General features: G+C 66.0%; 19 protein-coding genes. 6 read left to right on the top strand and 13 right to left on the bottom strand.

What is annotated here, in order from left to right:
* Position 1: 1 nt before the first annotated feature.
* The 3 genes from C449_RS08610 to C449_RS08600 form a co-directional block, all read right to left on the bottom strand.
* Positions 2-760 carry a CAP domain-containing protein gene (locus tag C449_RS08610; protein ID WP_006077605.1) on the bottom strand — a complete coding sequence of 253 codons (759 nt, stop codon included), beginning with the start codon at positions 758-760 and terminating at the stop codon, positions 2-4.
* A 90-nt stretch (positions 761-850) separates the two neighbouring features.
* On the bottom strand, positions 851-1,360 hold the full coding sequence (locus C449_RS08605; RefSeq protein ID WP_006077604.1) for an NUDIX domain-containing protein: 510 nt from the start codon (positions 1,358-1,360) through the stop codon (positions 851-853).
* Positions 1,361-1,510: 150 nt separating this feature from the next.
* On the bottom strand, positions 1,511-3,307 hold the full coding sequence (locus tag C449_RS08600; protein WP_006077603.1) for a S9 family peptidase: 1,797 nt from the start codon (positions 3,305-3,307) through the stop codon (positions 1,511-1,513).
* A gap of 157 nt (positions 3,308-3,464) precedes the next feature.
* Here C449_RS08600 and C449_RS18100 point away from each other — a divergent pair, with 157 nt between their 5' ends.
* Positions 3,465-4,673 carry an AAA family ATPase gene (locus C449_RS18100; protein ID WP_161606446.1) on the top strand — a complete coding sequence of 403 codons (1,209 nt, stop codon included), beginning with the start codon at positions 3,465-3,467 and terminating at the stop codon, positions 4,671-4,673.
* A gap of 60 nt (positions 4,674-4,733) precedes the next feature.
* Here C449_RS18100 and folP read toward each other — a convergent pair whose 3' ends face one another.
* The 5 genes from folP to C449_RS08570 form a co-directional block, all read right to left on the bottom strand.
* Complete coding sequence (gene folP / locus C449_RS08590; RefSeq protein ID WP_006077601.1) at positions 4,734-7,217, bottom strand: dihydropteroate synthase; 2,484 nt, start codon at positions 7,215-7,217, stop codon at positions 4,734-4,736.
* A 146-nt stretch (positions 7,218-7,363) separates the two neighbouring features.
* Positions 7,364-8,212: a sugar phosphate isomerase/epimerase family protein gene (locus C449_RS08585; RefSeq protein ID WP_006077600.1), complete on the bottom strand. Its 849-nt coding sequence runs from the start codon at positions 8,210-8,212 to the stop codon at positions 7,364-7,366.
* A gap of 31 nt (positions 8,213-8,243) precedes the next feature.
* A complete protein-coding gene (locus C449_RS08580) occupies positions 8,244-9,161 on the bottom strand; it encodes a UbiA family prenyltransferase (protein ID WP_006077599.1) in 918 nt (305 codons plus the stop codon).
* A 4-nt stretch (positions 9,162-9,165) separates the two neighbouring features.
* Complete coding sequence (locus C449_RS08575) at positions 9,166-9,996, bottom strand: sugar phosphate isomerase/epimerase family protein (protein ID WP_006077598.1); 831 nt, start codon at positions 9,994-9,996, stop codon at positions 9,166-9,168.
* Entirely contained in the window at positions 9,993-10,796 is an 804-nt protein-coding gene (locus tag C449_RS08570; protein ID WP_006077597.1) for a TatD family hydrolase, read from the bottom strand. Before C449_RS08570 ends, C449_RS08575 begins: the two co-directional genes overlap by 4 nt.
* Positions 10,797-10,895: 99 nt before the next feature.
* Between C449_RS08570 and C449_RS08565 the strand changes: the two genes are divergently transcribed.
* The 3 genes from C449_RS08565 (at position 10,896) to C449_RS08555 (ending at position 14,063) form a co-directional block, all read left to right on the top strand.
* Complete coding sequence (locus C449_RS08565; RefSeq protein WP_049913985.1) at positions 10,896-11,258, top strand: group I truncated hemoglobin; 363 nt, start codon at positions 10,896-10,898, stop codon at positions 11,256-11,258.
* 202 nt (positions 11,259-11,460) lie between these two features.
* Entirely contained in the window at positions 11,461-12,690 is a 1,230-nt protein-coding gene (locus C449_RS08560) for an inositol-3-phosphate synthase (RefSeq protein WP_006077595.1), read from the top strand.
* Positions 12,687-14,063, top strand: a complete 1,377-nt coding sequence (locus tag C449_RS08555) for an alkaline phosphatase family protein (protein ID WP_006077594.1) — start codon at positions 12,687-12,689, stop codon at positions 14,061-14,063. The genes C449_RS08560 and C449_RS08555 overlap by 4 nt, the downstream gene beginning before the upstream one ends.
* Positions 14,064-14,082: 19 nt before the next feature.
* Here the strand turns inward: C449_RS08555 and C449_RS08550 are convergent, their stop codons facing one another.
* The 5 genes from C449_RS08550 to C449_RS08530 form a co-directional block, all read right to left on the bottom strand.
* Positions 14,083-14,562 (bottom strand): hypothetical protein, encoded by a 480-nt coding sequence (locus tag C449_RS08550; RefSeq protein ID WP_006077593.1) that lies wholly within the window; start codon positions 14,560-14,562, stop codon positions 14,083-14,085.
* A gap of 82 nt (positions 14,563-14,644) precedes the next feature.
* Entirely contained in the window at positions 14,645-15,286 is a 642-nt protein-coding gene (gene gfcR / locus C449_RS08545) for a transcriptional regulator GfcR (RefSeq protein ID WP_006077592.1), read from the bottom strand.
* 68 nt (positions 15,287-15,354) lie between these two features.
* On the bottom strand, positions 15,355-15,765 hold the full coding sequence (locus C449_RS08540) for a hypothetical protein (RefSeq protein WP_049913984.1): 411 nt from the start codon (positions 15,763-15,765) through the stop codon (positions 15,355-15,357).
* A 216-nt stretch (positions 15,766-15,981) separates the two neighbouring features.
* Positions 15,982-16,932 (bottom strand): DUF368 domain-containing protein, encoded by a 951-nt coding sequence (locus C449_RS08535; RefSeq protein ID WP_049913983.1) that lies wholly within the window; start codon positions 16,930-16,932, stop codon positions 15,982-15,984.
* Positions 16,929-19,994 (bottom strand): oligosaccharyl transferase, archaeosortase A system-associated, encoded by a 3,066-nt coding sequence (locus tag C449_RS08530; protein WP_006077589.1) that lies wholly within the window; start codon positions 19,992-19,994, stop codon positions 16,929-16,931. The genes C449_RS08535 and C449_RS08530 overlap by 4 nt, the downstream gene beginning before the upstream one ends.
* Before the next feature lie 241 nt (positions 19,995-20,235).
* Here C449_RS08530 and pyrB point away from each other — a divergent pair, with 241 nt between their 5' ends.
* Positions 20,236-21,204 carry an aspartate carbamoyltransferase gene (gene pyrB, locus C449_RS08525; RefSeq protein ID WP_006077588.1) on the top strand — a complete coding sequence of 323 codons (969 nt, stop codon included), beginning with the start codon at positions 20,236-20,238 and terminating at the stop codon, positions 21,202-21,204.
* Positions 21,201-21,668 carry an aspartate carbamoyltransferase regulatory subunit gene (gene pyrI, locus C449_RS08520; protein ID WP_006077587.1) on the top strand — a complete coding sequence of 156 codons (468 nt, stop codon included), beginning with the start codon at positions 21,201-21,203 and terminating at the stop codon, positions 21,666-21,668. Before pyrB ends, pyrI begins: the two co-directional genes overlap by 4 nt.
* The last annotated feature ends 56 nt before the right edge of the window (positions 21,669-21,724 follow it).

The raw sequence follows: 21,724 nt of genomic DNA, 5'->3' as shown, positions 1-21,724 counted from the left end.
CTCAACAGAAGTTCTGGGTGGCGTACACTCGGGTCTGGCCGTCGGTCTGTTGGACGTACACCCCGATCGCCTCCTGTCGCCAGTAGGGTTTGAGAAGGTTCTCCCGATGGCTCGTGGAGTTCATCCAGCCGTTCACGATCCCCTGGGCGAGCTCCTCGGGCGTGTCGTAGTTGACCGACCGGTCGTTCATCCTGACCGGTGCGTCGTAGTAGGTGTAGAGGATGTTCTCGCCGCCGGTCGCGTACTTGAATCCGCTCGTGGGGACGCGACACTGGTAGTTGAACTTCGCGTACCGATCGCCAAGCGTCTCGCCGTCCGGGCCGACGTGGGCGAAGTAGCTTCGGTTCGCCATATCGGCGCTGTGATACCGGGCGACCGGGCGGAGTTCGGTGTCGAACGCGAGTTTCGAACGGTTGTGCTCGACGCGCTCCTCGTTGACCTCCTGGTGGACGAGATACTCGACCCGAGTGCCGTTGAGCTCGCTGGCGTCGGACTCCGGAATCGAGGGGACGCTCACGTTGTCGGCGGCGTCCGCACCGTCGACACCACTCACCCCGCCGACGCCACCGAGTTCGCTGACGCCGTCGGCGGCAGCGTCGGCGACCCCGCCCACGTCGTCGCCCAGCTCGGCGACCGAGGTCGGAAGATCGCCCCCACCGAACGCGAACCCGGCGGCGAGCCCGATTATCGCGACCACGAACGCGAGCCGCAGCACGACCGAGACCACCCACGCGAGCAGCCCGGCGACCGATCGAAGCATCGGCTTGAGGTTCGCGCCCCGTGAGTATGTATCTGTCCGTCGGTCCGCCGTCCGCTGGTCCAGCTGTGGAGAAAAACGAACTGTTCGTGGTCAGATCGCGAGCACGCCCGGATCGAGGCCGTCGGTCGGCCGGCTCCGTCGCCACCGGACCGGCGTCTCGGCGGGATCGACGCGTTCGTCGGGGCCACACGAGCCGGCGAACAGCACCACGAGGCAGTAGATCGAAGAGCGGTCGCGGTCGGTCTCGTCGCCGACGCCGACGATCGAGATCCGTTCGACGTCCTCGATCGCACACTCGACGCCAGTTGCCTCGCGCACGTTCCGGATGGCTCCGGTTTCGAGCGATTCGTCGGGCTCGACCCGCCCCCGTGGGGCGGCCCATTCATCGCGTCGGTCGCGCACCAACAGCACCTCGTCGTCGGCGTTCGTGACGCGAACCCCCGCCGCGGCGCGTTCGTTGGCCGCGACGCCCGCGATCCGCTCGTAGCGCTCCGCCGACACCGCCCAGCTCGTCTGGTGGACCGACGACGAATCGTACTCGTCGGTCAGCCTCCCGAGCTGGTTTTCGACCCACTGCTCCGAACGACCGGCGGCGTCCATACCACGGACGATTTCCCGCCAGCGGAATAAATCCGCCGTATCTTTCATCGCCGTCCCGTCGTGTGATGTCAAACCGTTTGGACGTTTTCGTTCGTTTCACATGATTTTACGTCGCGAAAGCGCCACTCCGCGGTCGTCACAGCGATCGGATCAGACGTGCTCGTCGAGGAACCGCGCGATGGCGGTGTAGGCCTCGATCCGGTTCTCGCGTTTCGTGATCCCGTGGCCCTCGTCCTCGAAGAGGAGTTTCTCGACGGGGACACCCTGCTCGCTGACGCGCTCTGCGATCTGTTCTGCCTCGCCGACCGGCACGCGCGGGTCGTTCTCGCCGTGGAGCACGAACAGGGGCGCGTCGATACGGTCGGCGCGGTGGATCGGACTGATGGATTCGAGGAGATCGCGGTCGGTTTCGAGCGACCCGTATTCGGCCTCTCGGAGTTCACGCCGCCATGGTCCGGTGTTTTCGAGGAACGTCACGAAGTTCGCGATCCCCACGATGTCGACCCCGGCGGCGAACAGATCGGGATATTCGGTGAGCGCCGCGAGCGTCATGAACCCGCCGTAGGAGCCGCCCATCACCGCGATCCGGTCGGGGTCTACAGGTGAGAGATCGCCGAGCCACTCGACGCCCGCCTCGATGTCGGCCACCGAATCCATCCGCTTTTCGACGTCGTCGAGGTGGGTGTACGCTTTGCCGTAGCCCGACGAGCCCCGGACGTTCGGCTCGAAGACCGCATACCCCTGATCGAGGAGGTACTGGGTGACGGGGCTAAATCGTGGCCGGCGCTGGCTCTCGGGGCCACCGTGGATGTCGACGACGACCGGTGTGTCGCCCGGCGCGGGATCGGCGGGCAGCGAGAAAAACGCCGGAATCTCCCGGGCGTCGAAGCTCTCGAACTGCACGAGCTCGGAGTCGTGAAACCGATCCTCGGCGAGGCCGGCGGTCGAGGCGTGCGTCCAGCGGTCGCTCTCGCCGGATGCGATGTCGACGACGTGGACGTTCGCGTTCTCGCGCGGACCCGTCACCGTGATCGCGAAGCGCTCGGCGTCGTCGTCGAACTCGATCGCGCCCGCGAGGCCGTCGGGGAGATCGGGCGTCGGGAACGTCTCGATCGTCGTCTCGCCCGTGAGTCGCCCGACCGTGAGATCGGTGTAGCCGTCGACGTTGCGTCCGTAGACCAGCCGGCCGGTGTCTCCGTCGAGCACGAATCGATCGACGTTCCACTCCGGATCGTCGACGATCGGTTCGATTTCCAAACTGCCGAGATCGAGCCGCGCGAGCGAGAGGGTGTCGCCGTCGCGGTCGGTCAGGCAGTAGAGCGCGTCGCCGTCGGGTCCCCATTCGACACCCATGAAGCGCACGTCGTTCTCGTGGGGCGTGACGTGCTCGATCGCCCCAGTATCGAGATCGAGCACGTGGAGGTCCTGATCGAAGCTCGAATGCGCCTCGCTCACGACGAGGCGATCGTCGTCGGGGCCGAAGCCGGCGACGGTGAGCCAGCCGTCACCCTCGTGAACGAGTTCGGCGTCGTCACCCGTCGCGTCGCGTACCTGTGTGTAGACGTCGAAGACCGACTCGTCGCGCCGGTTGGCGGTGAACGCGAACCGTTCGCCGTCGTGGCTCCAGCCGCCCCATCTATGTTTGGCTGCGGGACGGTCGGTGAGCGGCGTCACCGAGCCGTCGGGATCGAGTCGGGAGAGCTGGACACGCTCGTTGCCGCCCTCGTCCCGCCCGAAGATCAGTTCGTCGCGTGTCGGCGAAAACGAAGCGAAGGTGACGCGCTCGTCGGCGAACGTTCGTTGGTCGGGCCAGCCCCCGGGTTCGGGAAGCGTCCAAATTTGGGGCGTGCCGGTGGTGTCGAGCAGGAAAGCGAGGTCGCCCGAGGGCGCGAACGACCCGGTCGATGCACTGCGGACGTTGAGGTAGCGCTCGATGTCGGAGAGCACGGCCAGTGTTCACGGAGCACTTACAAACCGTTTCGGTTGGGGGAAAACCGAACGACAGGAGTCATCGGCCGACGGGTGCGCTAAGAACTATTTCCAGCGATCGTGCCTTCGTACGCCACGACAAGGCAGATAAGCTCGAACGGCGTACGTACTCCAAGTGATCGAACCGGGGCCAGAATCGGAGCTGCTTGATCAGGACGAACTGTCCGCCATCGAGCGGTGGCTGGCACCCGCAGTCGGTGTCCTCGTAATCGTCATCCTCCTCGCAGGCGTCGGGTTTCTCCTCACGAGCGTGCTCGACGATCCCGGGGGGAGTGAAAACGAGCCGGCCGCAGCCGGCCCGATCGTCGACGGCGCGAACGCCACGACCACACCGACCGTGACGACGGAACCAACGACGCGGTCCACGAACGAAACCACCACGACACCGGGACCAACCACGACGGAACGATCGACGCAGACACCGTCGCCAACGCCGACAGCCACCGCGTCACCCACATCCTCAGTGACGACATCGACTGCTACAGCGACGACAACTGCCACACCGACAGCCACCGACATGCCGACGCCCACCGAGACACCGACGCCGACAGCGACCTCAACGAACACACCAACACCTACCGATACGCCGACACCTACTGCCACCACTACACAGACACCAACCGCGACGCCGACAACAACATCGACCGCCACAGCCACCGCATCCCCGACAGCGACGACCACACCAACGCCGACCCCCACCGCTACGCCGACCGCTACACCGACACCCACGTCGTCACCGACCGCAACACCGACAGCGACGCCAACGGCCACATCGACGCCGTCACCAACCGCGACGCCAACACCCAGCGAAACCTCGGCGACAGCCTCGTCAACGACTACCGACACACCGACAGCGACCGAGACACCAACGACTACCGAAACGCCGACCTCGACGGAAACTGCGACATCGACCCCGACGCAGACGGCCACGGCAACATCGGAGACCGAGGATACAGACACATCGACGGATACCGCTACACCGAGCGCTACGGGAACGGCCACAGCGAGTCAGACGACGAGCACGCCGACCGCAACGACGACCACCACGACGTCAGCAGCGACAGCAACGACCACGGCGACAACGACGACGAACACGGCGACAGCGAGTCAAACCACTACATCGTCACCGTCTCCGACGAGCCAGGAACAGAGCGGCCAGGGAGCGACGACCGGTGAAGACGGGCCGCCGGAACGAGCGAACGACGAGCAGGCGGCCACGACCACGGAGCGCGATGGCACCGACGAAACCGAAGCCGAGGAACCGACTGACGAGGAGGAGACGACCGACGAAGCGGGGACGACGGGAGAGACCGATGGAGAGTGAGCCGAGCGGGTCACGCGCCGTCTATGAGCGCTAACGGCTCACCCGACAGGGAGAACCGGTTCACTCGTCGCGATCGAACGTATGCGGTGCGGTGGTGGCCTCACTCACGCTTACGGCGGCGACGGTCTCGGCGACGTCGTGAACACGGACGATGTCGGCACCGCGCTCGGCCGCGAGCGCGCTCGCCGCCACCGTGGCCGGGAGTCGCTCGCCGGCCTCGCTGCCGACGAGGCCGAACATCGATTTGTGGGAGTGGCCCACGAGGACGGGGCAGTCGAGCGCACGGAACTCCCCGAGACGGCCGAGAAGCGAGAAGTCCTCCCGTTCGGTTTTCGCGAATCCCAGTCCGGGATCGACGATGATCTGTTCGCGGTCGAGCCCCGCCTGCACACATCGCCTGACGAGGGGTTCGAGCTCCCGAATCGCGTCCTCGACCACGTCGTCGTACTCCGGCTCGGCGTCGGGAGCGACTGGCGCGTCGATACTGTGCATCACGACGATCGGACAGTCGAACTCGGCAGCCACGAAGCGCATCTCGGGATCGTCGAGTCCGGAGACGTCGTTCACGATGTCGGCTCCGGCCTCCAGTGCTGCCCGGGCGACTTCGGCCTTCCGGGTATCGATCGAGAGCAACGCGTCGACGTCGGCGATGCGCTCGATCACGGGGACCACCCGATCGTGCTCGTCGACCACCGACACCGGCTCCGCACCGGGGCGGGTGCTCTCGCCACCGATATCGATCACGTCGGCCCCCGCTGCGACCATCTCCTCGGCCCGCCGAACCGCGGCATCGGTCTCGTCGAACTCGCCACCGTCGTGGAAACTGTCGGGCGTGACGTTGAGAATCCCCATGACGGCAGTGCCGTCGTCCCACGGATAATCCAGTCTCGCCGTTGTATCCTCGTCGCCACGGCTTCTTGCCGACGAATCGATGTCGAGCGCGCGGGCGATATCGGCGGCGAGCGGGCCGAGTCCGTATGGCTGGGCGTCGAGCTTCGCGACGAGCCGTTTGAACTGGGCGAGCGTGCCCGCAAGCACGACGTCGAGTCGCTCCTCGTTCTGGTCGTTCAATCCCGAGACCGCACACTCGCCACCGAGCGAGAGCAGTTCCTCCTTGAGATACTGCGCCTGGCGCGGTCGCACTCGTGTCTTCAGGGTACGGTGGACGGTTTTGCCCCGCATCCGGTAGACGCCGGGATCGGTGACGTGTGCCCCGGAGAGCACCCGGCGAGCGTCGTCGAGATCGTCGACGCGCTTCGGGACGTCGAGGCGACTCCACCGGGTCCGGGCCTCCCGGACGGTGTAGAGCGAGCCACAGACGACGACACAGTCGTCGGGATCGGCGGCCGCGACCGCCTCGGCCACCCCATCGGTGACGGCGTTTCGACTCTCGACGACGACGCCATCGCGCTCGAACGATGTCGCGAGCACCCCCTCGTCTTCCGCACGGTCGACGTCGGGCTGGCAGGTGACGGCACGATCCGGCGTCGGGAGCGCCTCGACCATGCCTCGATGGTCCTTGTCGGCGAGCGCGCCGAACACCACATGGAGATCATCGTACTTGAACTCACGGAGGACGCTCGCGAGGCGCTCGCACGCTCCGGGATTGTGTGCGCCGTCGAGGGCGACCAGCGGTTCCCGGCCCATGACCTCGAACCGGCCGGGCCAGTGAGCCGTACGCAGCCCGCTCGCGAGATCATCTGTGTCGATCTCGACCCCAAGTGCGTCCCCGACGTGGCGGGCAAGCGGGGCCGCGACGCCGGCGTTGTCGGCCTGGTGTGCACCCACGAGCGGGAGTCTGGTTTCGACGTCCCAGTCAGTACCGGTGAGTTCGACCCGACTCTCGATACCGACGCGACCGTCGTAACTCACGGCGACATCGGTGTCAGTTCCGGAGCCAACCGTCACGACCTCGTCGGCCACCGTGTCGATCCCCGATCGCGCGTCGCCGGTCGCGGCGGTCACGAGCGGGCCGTCATCGGGCGCGACGTGGGCGAGGTCGCGTCCGATCTCCTCGACTGTCTCGCCGAGCACGTCGGTGTGTTCGAGCGTGACGCTCGTGACCGCGCTCGCCACCGGATCGACGACGCTGGTCGCGTCGTACTGTCCCCCGATGCCGACTTCGAGCACCGCACAGTCGACGTCCTGGCGCGCGAACTCCCAGAACGCGAGTCCCGTGACCGTCTCGAAGAAGGTCGGCGACGCGCCGTCGGTCGCGCGATCGACGACGTAGGGCCGTACTGTCTCGACGTACTCAGTGAGGGCGGCCTCCGTGATCGATCGACCGTTCACCGTGACGCGCTCGCGGACCGAATCGAGATGCGGCGAGGTGTAGAGCCCGACATCGAGACCGGCCTCGCGGAGGATCGACTCGGTCATCCGGGCGGTGGATCCCTTCCCGTTCGAGCCAGCGACCTGGACGAACGCGATTCCCTCCTGTGGATCGTCGAGTGCGGACAAGAGGTCGCGCGTCGCGGAGAGCCGCGGCTTTGGGGGGTAGCGCCGCAGCCCGAAGAGGAAGTTCGCGGCGTCGTGGAACTCCATATCGGATTCCCGTGGGGACGTGGTTTGAGAGTATCGGACGGGCTCGTTCACCCCGTTTCCCACGACTCCTCCCCGTATAGGGGACTGTGTTGAAAATCTCGGATCGTTTTCCGTGACCGTCCGCTCCCACCGAGCCGACTGCGATCTCAGCAGTACGCCGAGAGTTCCTCGTACGCCTCCCGTGCGGCTTCGTCTGGGCGATCGGGGTAGGTGTAGAGTTCGAGCGTTGCGAACCCGTCGTAGCCGATGTCGTCGAGCGCGTCGAAGATCGCCCGGAAGTCGAGGTCTCCCTCGCCGGGGATCCGGTGGTAGTGCTTTCCTCGGACGCCGCCGACGATGTCCTCCAGATGGACGCCCGTGATGTGGCCCGCACTCTGCCGGATCGCTTCGGCGGGATCCTCGCCGTAGACCGCGGCGTGGCCGACGTCGAGGTTGATCCCGAGCGAGTCGCGACCGACGTCGTCGATGAGCGCGAGCACTTCCTCGGTACACTCCACGAGGAGTTCGGGCTCGTACTCGATCCCGACGCTCACTCCACGATCCTCGGCGTAGTCGAGAATCGAATCGAGCGAGTCACGGAGATACTCGTGGGCGCGTTCGGGCGGCGTCCCGGGGAGTGGTCGGCCGGTGGCGAGACAGACTGCGGGCGCACTAGTTATAGAAGCGAGATCGATCGCGCGTTTCGTGTACTCGATCCGCCACTCACGGTCGTCATCGTCCGCGGTGATCACGCTCGGATCGAAAAACGACGAGGGCGGTGCGTCGTCGTAGTAGCCCGTCGCGGTGTTGGCGTTGACGTTCGATATCTGTAGTTCTGTGTCGTCGAGCGCCGCGATCAGGTCCCCCTCGTCGGCGTCGTCGAAATTCGGGAAGTAGGCGTGGGGTTTGTCTCCCAGGATTTCGACGCCAGCATAGCCGTGGTCGGCGATTCGATCGATCGCCTCGGGGAGTGCGTGGCGGGTGTAGGCGTTCGTCGAGAACGCGAGATCGACCATGCCAGTCGAACGGCCGCCACCCCGAAACACCTTACGAGACATCGAACAATCGGGCCAGCCCGACTGCGGGCACGAGAAAGACGAGCACAGCAAGCGCCCACCCGACGCCGACGATCGCCGCGAACGCCGCATCGAGCACCACGAGCGCGAGCACGCAGGTACCGACCGCGGGACCGACAGTTCGGGGACGAGGATCGGCGTACGCTGGTTCAAGCGCACGCCCGGTCCACGCGAGGAAACCGGCGACGAGCCCGGCTGCGAGTCCGGCTTGAACGGTCGGCGGACCGACCGTCGCGATCACTGCGAACACCGTTGCGGCAGCTACGACGACTCCAGCGGCCGCGGTCGCGACCGCCTTCCGTGGGGTAGCGGTCGCCTCGTTCGCGGCCATGTACGTCACCGCGGCGATGTAGAGCACGACGACCGCCGGCACCGCGAGCGTCCACGTCGGGAAATCGACCGCGCCCGCGGCAGCCGTTCCGAGGAGGACGTTCAACCCGCGCGCGCCCCCCATCGCGAGGAAGCCAACGGGGCCGCCCTTCAGCGCGCCGTCGTAGAGCGCGATGACGGCCGCGAGTCCGGCGGCGATCGCACCGGCGCGCGTCCCGGCAGCGACGAACGTGAGCGCGACGCCGACCACAAGCAGCGATCCACCGAGCGCGCCCGCCGTCCGACGCGTCACCTCGCCGGAGGGAATCGGGCGCTCGGGTCGCTCGGATCGGTCGATCGGCGCGTCGAAGTAGTCGTTCAGCGTGGTGCCACCGGCGTACAGCAGAACGGCGGCGAGACAGAGGCCGGCGAGCGCGGGGAGCGAGACCGCCGCGCCGGCCGCACTCGCAAGTGCCGCACCGAGCAGGACGTCCGGGGGCGCGCTGAAGAGGTTCGGGACGCGCACCAGGCTCGCGTAGGTCGTGAATCGCTCGCTCAAACCGGACTCGCCGACGGCCACCCTCTCAGACCCACCCGCCGTCTTCGAGGTAGGTCATCGCGTCGCGGGCGGTCTCGGCCGCGGTTTCCTCGTAGGGGTAGAGTTCGACCGTGACGAATCCCTCGTAGTCACGATCGTCGAGCGCGCCGAGGAACTTGTCGATGGGCATCGCGCCGTCACCGAGCTGGGTGTGCTCGTGGCTCCGGTCTTCGGGGATGTCTTCCAGATGGACGTGATCCACGAACGGTTCGAGTGCGTCGAAGGCTTCGACGGGGTCCTCGCCGACGCAAAAGAGGTGGCCGGCGTCGAAATTACACCGAATCCGAGGATGGTCGATCCGGTCGGCGAACTCGCGGAACTCGGTACTAGTTTCGATCAGGAGGTCGGGCTCGGGTTCGACGTGGAGATCCACGTCGACGTCCTCGGCCACCGGGAGCACTTCCTCAAGGCTCTCGGCGAACGTTTCGAGCGCCCACTCACGGGATTTTTCCTCGGGAGTCGGCCCGCCAGGCTCGATCGAGATGTAGTCGTGATCGAGTGCGGCGGCGGTTCGTAGCGCGGCCTTCGTGTAGTCGATGCGCTCCTGGCGGTACTCGGGATCGGGTTCGATGTACGAGGGATGGTGGAACCCCTCGATCGCCGTCAACATGAACGCGTTACAGTTACTGATGGCGAGTCCGTGCTCGTCGAGCGCGTCGCGCACGTCGGCGACCGTCCCGTCGTCGACGTCGTGGGGGTAGAGATGCGGCCGGTCGAACAGGAGTTCGATCCCGTCGTAGCCCGCGTCAGCGACGATCTCGATGGTTTCCTTCCAGTCGTACTCGCGGAACGCGTTGGCCGAGAACCCGAACTTCATCGCGGGTCGTACTCGAAGTTCGGCGACTGGTCGAAGAACTCGTAGGGATTGTCGAAGACGACCTTCTTGACGTCCTCGCGCGGCCAGCCCCGATCGAGCATCTTGTCGCGAGCCTTCGGCACCGCGAGCGGGTCCGAGGGGTCCCAGTCGGCGGCGCTGTTGAACAGCATCTTGTCGGTGCCGTGTTCTTCGAGGAGATCGATCGCTTTCTCGTCCTCGATCTTCCCGGGGTAGAGCGTGAACCCGACCCAGCAATCCGTCGTGAGGGACGTCTCGATCGTCTCGGGCGTGTTGTGATCGATGACGATGCGTTCCTGGGTCACGCCCTCGTCTTCGATGATCTCGACGATCCGTTCGGTGCCCTCCGGTTTGTTCGTGTGTGGTGTATGGATGATGACCGGGAGTTCACGCTCCTCGGCCATTCGGAGCTGCTCGCGAAGAGCCCACTCCTCGTCGTCGGTCCCCTGATCGAACCCGATCTCGCCGACGCCGACGACGTTCTCGCGGTCGAGGTACTCGGGGACGCGGTCGAGCACCTCCTCGGCCATCTCGCGGTAGTTCGCCTCCTTGGGTTCGAGCCCGATCGTCACGTAGTGGTCCATCCCCGCCGCGCGCTCGGCGCGGTCGGTCTCGAAATCGATAATCTGCTCGAAGTAATCGAAAAAGGAACCGGCGTACTGCTTGTCGGTCCCGCTCCAGAACGCGGGCTCGATACAGCACTCGACGCCGGCACGGCGCGCGCGTCGATAGTCGTCGGCCGAGCGCGACACCATGTGCATGTGCGGGTCGATGATCTCCATGGCGATCCTGCGGCCCGATCGTACTACTGCGTTCTGGTTGACCCTACCCGTCGATCGTCGATATTTTCATGTGGGGTGCCCGTCAGGATCGTGACACGGATGAGTGAGTCCAGCCTCTACACCGAGATCGGCGGTCGAGACGCCGTCGTAGCGGTCGTCGACGACTTCTACGACCGCGTGCTCGACGACGACCGCCTCGCCGGATTCTTCGAGGATACCGCGATGGACGACCTCCGAGCGCACCAGATCGCGTTCGTGAGTTCGGTCGCCGGCGGACCGGTCGAGTACACCGGCGACGACATGCGCGCGGCCCACGCCCATCTCGACATCGCCGACGAGGATTTCGACGCCGTCGCGGGCCACCTCGAAGCCGCGCTCCGCGAGAACGGTGTCCGTAGTGAGAACGTGGCGGCGATCGTCGAGGAGGTCGCGGCGCTGCGCGATCCCATCGTGGGTCGGTAACGCCCGACCGTTCGTTCAGCATCACAAGGTACAGGGGTCGCCGACGACGATCTCTCGTAGTGACGTCACTGGAAACTGCCGGCGATCGTTCGGCGCGGAGCACAGTATCGCCACTGCCGACTCGACCTTCGGCGTCCGTCGCCGACACGGAGGGAAGCGACGACGTGCCAGCGGTCACTGACACGTCGCGCGGGAGGTCCACGTGACCACCGGCGTGTGGCTGATCGGGGCACGCGGAAACGTCGCCACGACCGCAATGATCGGCGCGCGCGCGATCGCTCGCGAGGCGACCGTCACCGACGGGATGGTGACCGAGCGCGCTCCGCTGACGGACCTCGACCTCCCGGCGGTCGGGTCGCTGGTCTTCGGTGGTCACGACATCCAGGCCGGCAGCGTGGTCGAGACGGCCGAACGCCTCCACGAACGCAACGGCGTTCCCGACCGCGATACCCTCGACGCGGTTCGGGACGATCTCGCTACGATCGACGACCGGATCGTGACCGGCACCGCACGCAACTGTGGGCGCACCGTCGCAGAGCTCACCGACGATGCAGCGTTCGACGACGAGACGCTCTCGCTTCGAGAGATCGTCGAGCGCATCCGTGCCGACTACGCCGCCTTCCAGGAAAACGAAGATCTCGATCGGGTCGTGGTGGTGAACGTCGCCTCTGCGGAGCCGATGCCCGCCGATCCCGACCAGTACGACTCGGTCGGGGCGATCGAGGCCGGACTCGACGCCGACGATCCCCTCCCGGCGAGCGCGCTCTACGCCTACGCCGCCATCGATGACGGCCACCCGTTCGTGAACTTCACCCCGAACGCCGCGAACGCGCTCGGTGGGATTCGGGAGCTCGCCGACCGGGAGAACGTCCCTCACATGGGTCGTGACGGCAAAACCGGCGAAACGCTCCTGAAGAGCGCGCTCGCGCCGATGTTCGCCGGGCGGAACCTCCGAGTACTCTCGTGGGAGGGCCACAACATCCTCGGCAATCGTGACGGTGAGGTGCTCGAAGACGACGCGAACAAGGCCGGAAAACTCCAGAGCAAGGGTGGCGTCCTCGACGAGATTCTCGAGTACGACACCCACAATCGGGTCCGGATCGACTACACGCCCGCGCTCGGCGACTGGAAGACTGCGTGGGACGACATCCGATTTCAGGGCTTTCTCGGCACGCAAATGAAGTTGCAGTTCACGTGGGAAGGGTCGGACTCGGCACTCGCCGCACCGCTCGTGCTCGATCTCGTGCGACTGCTCGCGCACGCCGACGAACAGGGCGAAGGTGGGCTCCAACCCCACCTCGCGTCCTTCTTCAAGGACCCGCTCGGCGTCGACGAACACGATCTCTCGCGGCAGTTCGATCGACTCTACGAGTACGCTGACCAACACAGGAACACATCGACGGCCAACGAGGAGACGGAGAACACACCATGACAACCGAAACTCCTGATAACGATGGAATCGCCGAGACGGCTAGCCGGGCGATCGTCCTTGACGTCATCGGCCTCGAACCCGACCACCTCGATCGGGGGCTCGCGCCGAACCTCGCCGATCTCGTCGGCGAGCCGGCCCGGGCGACGCTCGAACCGCCGTTCCCCGCGGTCACGCTCCCGGTCCAGACCACGCTCGCGACCGGGCGCTCGCCCGAATCCCACGGCGACGTCTCCAGCGGCGAGTACGACCGCGCGAACGACGAGGTCGCGTTCTGGGAACGCGACCGTGCCGACCGCGACCGTCTCTGGGAGACCGCGAGCGACGCCGGCCTTACTACTGGAGTATTCTGCTTCCAGCATCTCATCGACACGACCGCCGACATCGCGCTCACGCCCTCGCCGATCGAGGACGAGGACAACAACATCCTCGAGATGAACTGCTGGACCAATCCAGATGGCTTCTACGACGATCTTCAAGAAAAGTACGGCCACTTCCCGCTGCACACCTACTGGGGGCCGGGCGCGAACGAGGAATCGTCGACGTGGATCCTCGACGCCGCGAGCGAAGCGATCGAACGCTACGATCCCGATCTCCTATGGATCTACGTTCCCCACCTCGATTACGACGGTCTCCGGCACGGCTCCAGCGACGAACTCGACGACGCGATCGGCGTGGTCGACGACCTGATCGGCGAGTTCATCGACGGACTCCGTGGCGACGACCGGTGGGCCGAAACCGTCGTGAACGTCGTCAGCGAGTACGGCTTCCACGACGTCGACACACCAGTGTTCCCGAACCGTGCGCTCCGGGATGCCGGACTGCTCTCGGTGATGCACGACGGCGAGGGTGGCGAAGAGATCGATCTCCGCTCTTCGAGGGCGTTCGCGATGGTCGACCACCAGGTGACACACGTCTACGCCGACGAGGGGTGTGTCGATGACGCTCGTGAGGCGCTCGCCCCGCTGGACGGCGTCGAGCGCGTGCTCGGCGACGAGGGGAAGGTCGAGTACGGTGTCGACCATCCGAACGCGGGCGACTTGGTGCTCGTCGCGGAGCCGTCGGCGTGGTTCCAGTACTACTGGTGGCGCGAGGAAAGCGATGCACCGTACTACGCGACCGACATGGACATCCACGCCAAACCCGGCTTCGACCCCTGTGAACTGTTCTTCGGCGACAGCGGCCTCGCTTCGCTCGATCCCACGCTCGTCGGTGGATCGCACGGCCGCCGGGACTGTGAAGGATTCTACGGGCTCGGTGGCCCGGCCGCACCCGAATCGGTGCCCGAGGCGGTCGACGCGCGGACGGTCGCGCCGACGCTCGTCGACGTCCTCGACATCGATGTCGAGATGGCGTTCGAGACCGACCCGCTCTGAGAGACTCGGTTCGAGGCTGCTACTGGCCCCATTGCCACCACGGCGGGAGCACCGAGACACGGTCGGCGATCTGCGGGAACACCCACACCGTGCCGGCCGCGACGATGACGGCGAACACGGCAGAGCCGAGTGCCGATCCCGAGAAGAGATCGATCGTCGCACCGCCGTAGGCCGCGACCAGGACGAGCAGGTTGTGGATGACGGCGCGAGCGAGAAGCAGTCGTGGCGTCAGCGGCGGCCACGAAAGCCTCGTCCATCCGGTTCGGATCGTCCCGATGGCGATCACGGCGGTCGACAGCGCGACGATAGCGGCGATTTTTACTTCGGCGTTGGCGGACGCGTCGAGCAGACTGAAAAGTGCCGGCAAGCCGAGTACCGCGACCTCCGCACAACCGAAGAAGACGCCTTCGATCCACCGCTCGACGCCGACTTTCTCGGCGGTTCGTGGTCCGGCCTTGCGCCGTTCGGTGGCGTTATCCGATCCGCTATCCGGCGACACTGTTCTCGATTTATTCCGGCAGTTGATACATGTTACTACTGGCCGTGCGGTGGTGTCCCACGATAGGTCACGGCAGGTGGCCTCATCCCTCCTGACCGACGCGGATGACCTGGAGGAGCGATTCGACCGGCACGCCCTCCAAGTCCTCGACGCCACGCTTGTCGACCAGCACGCCACAGCCGACCGGCGTGCCACCTTCCTCGGCGATGGCCTCGATCGTCTCGGTCATCGTCGTGCCGCTCGTGATGGTGTCGTCGACCACGTAACACTCCCGATCACGGATCTCGGCGAAGTTTCGCGAGAAGTTGCCGCTGAGGTCATCGATGTCGCCCTCCTCCCATTGGTGTTTTCGTGGGGCATAGGTCGCGAGATCGGCGTCGAGTTCGAGCGCGACCGTGGTCGCGAGCGGCGTACCGGCCTTCTCGATCCCGACCACGAGATCGATCTCCTCGTTGTCGCCGTCCGTACTGCCAAGCAGGTCGGCCATCGCACGGCCGACGTACGAGAGCCGGGTGCTGTCGCGGCCGAACGCGCTCCAGTCGATGTGGATGTCTTCGAGCGCGTCGGTCGGTGCGGGTTCGCGGGTCGCCGTGCCGCCGCCACGTTCGACCAGCCAGCTCGCGGTCTCGCGCGAGACGTTGAGCTCGTCGGCGATCTCGCCGTTCGAGAGCCCCTGGTCAGCCAGTTCGTTCGCGCTGCCGATCAGGTCGTCGACGTTCTTCATCGCCGGGGGTTGCGCCCGGCGTGTAATAGGTGTGTTGTCGTTGGATCCGCCACGACGCGGCCGGACGATCAGTGCGTGCGTCCTCGCCGCCCACCGCCGTAGCGGGTCCGATCGGCTCGCATCGGTGCCGTGCCGTCACAGCGATCCGCGCCCGCGGCGATGGTATCGAGCGTCAACGGCTCGCCCGAATCGCTCCGTCTGGCGTTCGCGCTCGCGTGTTCCATACACGACAGCAGCGTCTCGGTCGCGGCTCCACGACTCGTGACGTAGCCGATCGAGCGCTCGTTTACCGTCCCGCCAGCACGCTCGCGACACGTCAGCTGCCAGCGCCCGGCCATATCGAAGGATAGTGGGTCCGAGCTGTCGGCCTTCGTGGCTTCTACCTCGAAGGTATCGTACGCGAACACGAGTTCGTCCTCCTCGACGTGTTTGCATACCCACCCGCACGGTAGCCGTACGTCTTCGGATAGTGGACTCATGGCTTCCTCCCCCTATCCCAGTAAACACACAGCAACTGTCTTGACGTTCTGCCTGCGGCTGCCAGTATACTATATAGCCCCCCGTCCTCGCTCCCGACACCACCGCCAGTCTCGTGTGTTCGCGATCGGTGATTTCCCGTTCCGACATGGCGATTTCTGTGGAACGGCCACCCCTCACGAGGACATCAACGACGAAGTGGGCGGTCGAAACCGTCTTCAGGAGAAATCGATGTCGGCGGTGTAGCGATCGACGAGCAGCACCAGCGCGCCACCGACCGCGGCGACAGCGAGGATCGATCCGATTGCGGTCGGTGTCACAACGGGCGTGTTGTTGATCACTTCAGTAGCGGGCAGTCGGAGTGCGCCGACCATCAGACTCACGAGGAACGTCAACGTCGCCTCCCGGTAGTTTGCGAGCGCCCACCGGATGGCGTAGGCGATCGAAAAGAGGCCGACGAGTGCGCCGATGCCGAACGCGAGGATCACGATGCCCGGTTCGATCAGGACATCGAGGCTGCCGCCCGACAGCAGACCGACGAACCCGTCAGTGAACTCCGTGAGAGTGCCCGTCAGGTACTCGTACTGGCCGAGAACGTAGAGGAAGAAGGCCCCTGAGATTCCGGGCAGGATCATGCCGGCGATCGCGATCGAGCCGGCGACGAGGACGAACAGCGGCGAGTTCGGCATCGAGTTGCTGACTTCCGGCCCCGAGAGTGCGAACGCGAGCACGAACCCGAACACCGCGACCGCGACTCGCCGCGGCGTGTCGAGCGAGACGTGGTCGTAGAGGACGATCGCTGAGGCCGCGATCAAGCCGAAAAACAGCGCCGCCACGAGCCCTGGGTAGGTCTCGAAGGCGTAGTGCATGACTTGCGCGACGGTGACCAGTGCCGTTACGATCCCTGCCCCGAGCGCGAGCAGGAAGGGGATGTCCATTGCCACCAGCGCGGCCCGGAGTTCGGCGCGCTCCGTCCGACGGTGGACCCGCGGTAGGTACCGCAGCACGCCCGGATCGAGCGCCGTGATCGCGGCAATCAGCCGCTCGTAGATCCCGGTGATGAGCGCGATCGTTCCACCCGAGACGCCGGGCACTGCGTCCGCAGCCCCCATGAACATCCCCTTGAGGTAGACGACGAACCACTCACGCATCGACTCTCGCCCGCTCATCGTGCTCCCTCCGCCTGCGGCGATGCTGCCCGAGTCGCATCGGCGACACGCTCGCCGGGAGCCGCCATCGAACTCGCGTTCGTCATGTTCGCACCGGTGGCGTTCGTACCGCCTCCGGCACTACTCGCGTTCGCGTCGGCAGAGCCGTTCTCGGTGGCCGAGGCGTTCGTCGCGGCACTCGCGTTGCCGCTCGCCGTGTCGTTCCCGGCCGAGGTGTCCGCCGGGATCGATACCGATTCCTGCTGGAGATCGACTGTGACGCTCTCGTTGGTCCGGCCGATCACCGCTCCCTCGGAGACTTCGGCGGTCGCGTTCCACCGACTCGCGTTGTCACTGCCACCTTCGACCGGCGTCTGGAAGGTGTACGGCCCGGTCGCCTGGACCGAGACGTTCGTCGCACCTTGCTCGGTCCCCCACTGCTCGTAGCCGGTGGTGGAGTACGGCAGCGTCATCGTGAACTCGCCCTGGTCGTCGGTCGTGGCCTGCTGGGTGTAGTTGAACGTGCTTTCGGAGCCGGGCATGCGCATTTCGACGGTGGCTTCGACAGTCGTGTTCGCCGGACCGGTGCCCTCGACCGCCGCGCCGGGCACCCGCTCGAACGTCTTGACCCAACTCGGCGACGTGGGGACCAGTTCGCTCGCGTTCAGGCCCGTCGCCTGGAGTCGCTGGAACAGCGTTTGGGTGAGCTGACTCGAAAGCCGCTGGCTCGCGTCGGCCAGCCGGTAGTGTTCGAGCGCTGCCACGCGCTCCTGAGGATAGGCCCCGACGCCACCGATCTGGGCCGAGCCGTCCTCCTCGACGAACGCCCGTGCGGCCGACATGTTGTCGAAGCGCTTGATCGCCGACTCGTTGCCCGATGGGGGGGACGCCTGTGCTATGGAGCCGCCCTGCGGAATCGGGCTCTCGTAGTCGACCACGACCGGCTCGGGTTCGACCGCGCTTCCGTGGAACGAGTACAGCCTGGTCCGCATCGTCTCGTAGTGGCGCTGCTCGTAGGCGTAAAACGCGAGCGAGGGCCGTTGGCTCCCCGCTTGCTGAGTCACGATCGGCGTCACGTCGTCATAGACCGACAGCGGACCGTCGTTGTACCACGTGAACGGTGCGGTGAACAGCGCCCCGCCGGCGGGATCGGCCATCCGCCAGTCGATCATCACGTAGCGCACGCCCTCACCATCCTCCGTCCGTGCGATCTCGTTGGCTCGCGAGACGTTGTCGGCGAGCAGGAAGTTCGCGGCCTGGCGAGCGTTCTGCTGGAAGGGGTTCGCCGTCGGGATGCGCTCGCCGAGCGTCGTGATCCAGTGGCCGTAGTCCCACCACGACAGTACGCCGTAGGCTCCGTCGGGGTAATCGAAGTCGTCGGTACGCTCGTACTCACCGTAGTAGTCCATCGAGTTGTTGTACCCGCCGTAGGTCCCCTCCGCGGGCGTGTTGTTCGCCATCCAGTCGAGGCTCCCGCTCCAGCCACGGACGGTGGAGCCGGGGTACGAACGCTCGTCCGCGTAGCCGCCGGCGCTCGTCAACGCCGCGCCGCTGCCCACGACGAGCGGTGCGGTGATGAGCAGGACGACCGCGAGCACCGTGAGCACCTGATAGGCCTCAAGGTTCCGGAGGCCCGTGGCTGTATCGGTGGACGCGAGAAACCGGATCAACTCCCCGACGAGGACGGCGTTCAGCACACAGATCGGGACGATGAGGTAGTAGTTGAACCGTGTCTGGGTCAGCGTCGCCGCGACCATCAGTGCGGTCCAGACAAGAATGAACACCGCAGCCGCTTGCTGTTTGCTCCGCCCGAGTACGAGCCGCACAAACAACACTACCGCGCCGGCGATCCCGGTGAAGAAGGCGAGCCCGTAGGAGTTCCGGAAGAAGCCGAGTGCCTGGTTGACTGCTTCACCGAACGGCACGCCGGCCTGGAAGGGTGGCTGAGCCTCGCCGACGGTCAGCGCAGTCGCGCTCGATCCGAGCCCGACGATGCGTTCGAGCTGGTTCAGGAAGTACTCGAACAGCGAGGGCGTGACGATCGCCATCACGACCGCGCCGAGAACGAACAGCCCGAGGATCGTCCCCGGGTAGGCGAGCCCCGGTAGGTCGCGCGCTTCGACCGTCCGGGCGAGCCACGCCATGAACACGCAGCCGATCGCCCCCAGGAACGCGAGCGCGGGATGGAGCAGCGAGAAGCTGGTCACGCTGATCTCGGTCGATTGGAAGGTGACGAGCGTGAGAACACCGACGACCGACAGCGTGACCGCGCTCACGATGGCGACGTGTTCCGGACTCTCGCCGCGCAGATACGCGGCCGGCAGCGCGATGAGGAGGAAGACGCCGAAGATCCCGACGAGCAGGAGGCCGGGCGGCCACACCCAGATGTAGACAGAGATGGCGATGCCGGCGAGGACGGCCCAGCCGATCGGTCGGCGCAGGCTGGACGCGTCACGCTCGACGAACTGCTCGTAGACGGGTTTCTCGCGTTCGGCGACCGTGAGTGCGATCACGATCACGGCGACCGCGAGCACCTGGAAGAACGCCTCCGCGGCGTGGTGGTCCGAAAACCCCGCGACCGAGCGTGCGAGGAACGTACTCGGCGAGAGCGCGAGGATCGCCACCCCGACCACGCCGCCGAACCGGCCGCCGAACCGTTTGGCGAGGAAGTACGCCGGGATCGCGACGAGCGTCCCGAACACTGCGGGCGCGAACAGCAGCGTGAGCGCGGTGGTCTGCTCCGAAGGACTGCCGAGCCCGATCACGAGCGCCGCGGTGGCGACGATCTGATCGTACAGCGTGCCGAACTGGCCGACGGCCGTCCCCGTGGGGAAACTGGTCCACGGCTCGAACGGCAGCGTCGATGGCCAGTTCACGACCGTGTACTCCACCTGCCGGAGGTGATACCAGGCGTCGTTGCCGCTGAAGAGGACTTCGCCGTCGACGAGGAATCGCCGCCAGTTTCGCACCCGGATCCAGAACATGAACCCAACGAGCACGACCAGAAGCGGAACGTGATACCACGACTCGAGGGCGTCGAGCGCGGGGAGTCGCTCGGCGAGTTGCTCCCGGCGTTGACTCATTGGCGCTATCCACCCCCGAGACGCGCATAAGGCTTGTGAAACGTCCGATCACCGCCCGACGGCGACGGTTCGCACGGTCGACCATCCCGACCGAGCGTGCCGCTCGACCGGTTCGAGCGCCGCGACCGCCATCCCCACAGCTCCGCGACCGCCGTATCCACAACTACAAGACGATCGGCCGTTCGACTCGACACGAGAATGGCCCACCGAGCCGCACAACGGAGGTGTCTCCCCACAACCAATGGACGATCGTGACCACGTCATCACCGCGAAGAACCTCTCGCGCGCCGACATCGAGACGGTGCTCGATCGTGCTGCCGCTATCGAACGCGATCCCCCGGATCGTGACCGCCACGCGGGGCGGCTGCTCGGCCTGTGCTTTTTCGAACCGAGCACGCGCACCCGGATGAGCTTCGAGGCCGCGATCAAGCGCCTCGGCGGCGACGCGCTCGATATGGGACCGGTCGATTCCTCGAGTGCGACCAAAGGCGAGAGCCTCGCCGACACCGTGCGTGTGATCGAGGGGTACGCAGACGCCCTCGTACTCCGCCATCCCAGCGAGGGTGCGGCGACGATGGCGAGCGAGTTCGTCGATGTTCCACTCCTGAACGCCGGCGACGGCGCGGGCCAACACCCCACCCAGACCCTGCTCGATCTCTACACCATGCGCGAGAACGCGGGCGGACTTGCCGATCTCACGGTCGGGATCATGGGTGATCTGAAGTACGGGCGGACGGTGCATTCGCTCGCGTACGCGCTCACCAAGTTCGACGCCAGCCAGCACTTCGTGAGTCCGGAAAGTCTCCGGCTTCCCCGTTCCGTGCGGTACGACCTCCACGAGGCCGGTGCACAGGTCCGCGAACACGATGATCTCGACGAGGTTCTCTCCGAACTCGACGTGCTCTACGTCACTCGGATCCAGCGCGAACGCTTTCCCGACGAGAACGAGTACCGCGCGGTGGCGGGCGAGTACCGCATCGACGCCGAGACTCTCGAGCGCGCCCGCGACGAGTGCATCGTGATGCATCCACTTCCCCGGGTCGACGAGATCGCGCCCGCCGTCGACGCGACCGAGCACGCCCACTACTTCGAGCAGGCCCACAACGGTGTTCCCGTCCGGATGGCGCTGCTCGATCTGCTGCTCGACGACACCGACGGTGAGGAGGCTGCGGACGCGACCGACGACAGCGCGAACGGAGGGTCTCGATGAGCGAGCGCGACGACCACGAACTCCGGATCAGCAAGATTCAGGACGGCACCGTGATCGACCACATCGCGGGCGGACACGCGCCCGACGTGCTCGCCATCCTCGGGATCGACGGCTCGACCGACGAGGTCGTGAGCGTCGGGATGAACGTCCCGTCCGATCGGCTGGGCCACAAGGACGTCGTGAAGATCGAGGGCCGCGAACTCAGCCAGGACGAGGTCGACGTGATCTCGCTGATCGCGCCCGCGGCGTCGATCAACATCATCCGGGAGTACGGCGTCGCGGAGAAACACCGCGTTGAGCGGCCCGCCGTCGTCGAAGGCGTGCTCTCGTGTCCGAACCACGACTGCATTACCACCGACGGCGAGCCCGTGACCTCACGGTTCGAGGTGCTCGACGACGGCGTGCGATGTGCGTACTGCGAAACGATCCTCCGCGAGAACCTCACCGAACACATCAGCGTCTGATCGGTCCCACGCCCACAAACGACAAGCTTGTGGGATGTTTCGTACTCGTCGGTGTT

Origin of the sequence: Halococcus saccharolyticus DSM 5350 (genome assembly GCF_000336915.1) — an archaeon.
Classification (GTDB): domain Archaea; phylum Halobacteriota; class Halobacteria; order Halobacteriales; family Halococcaceae; genus Halococcus; species Halococcus saccharolyticus.
This window is presented reverse-complemented; position numbering and strand designations above follow the sequence as displayed.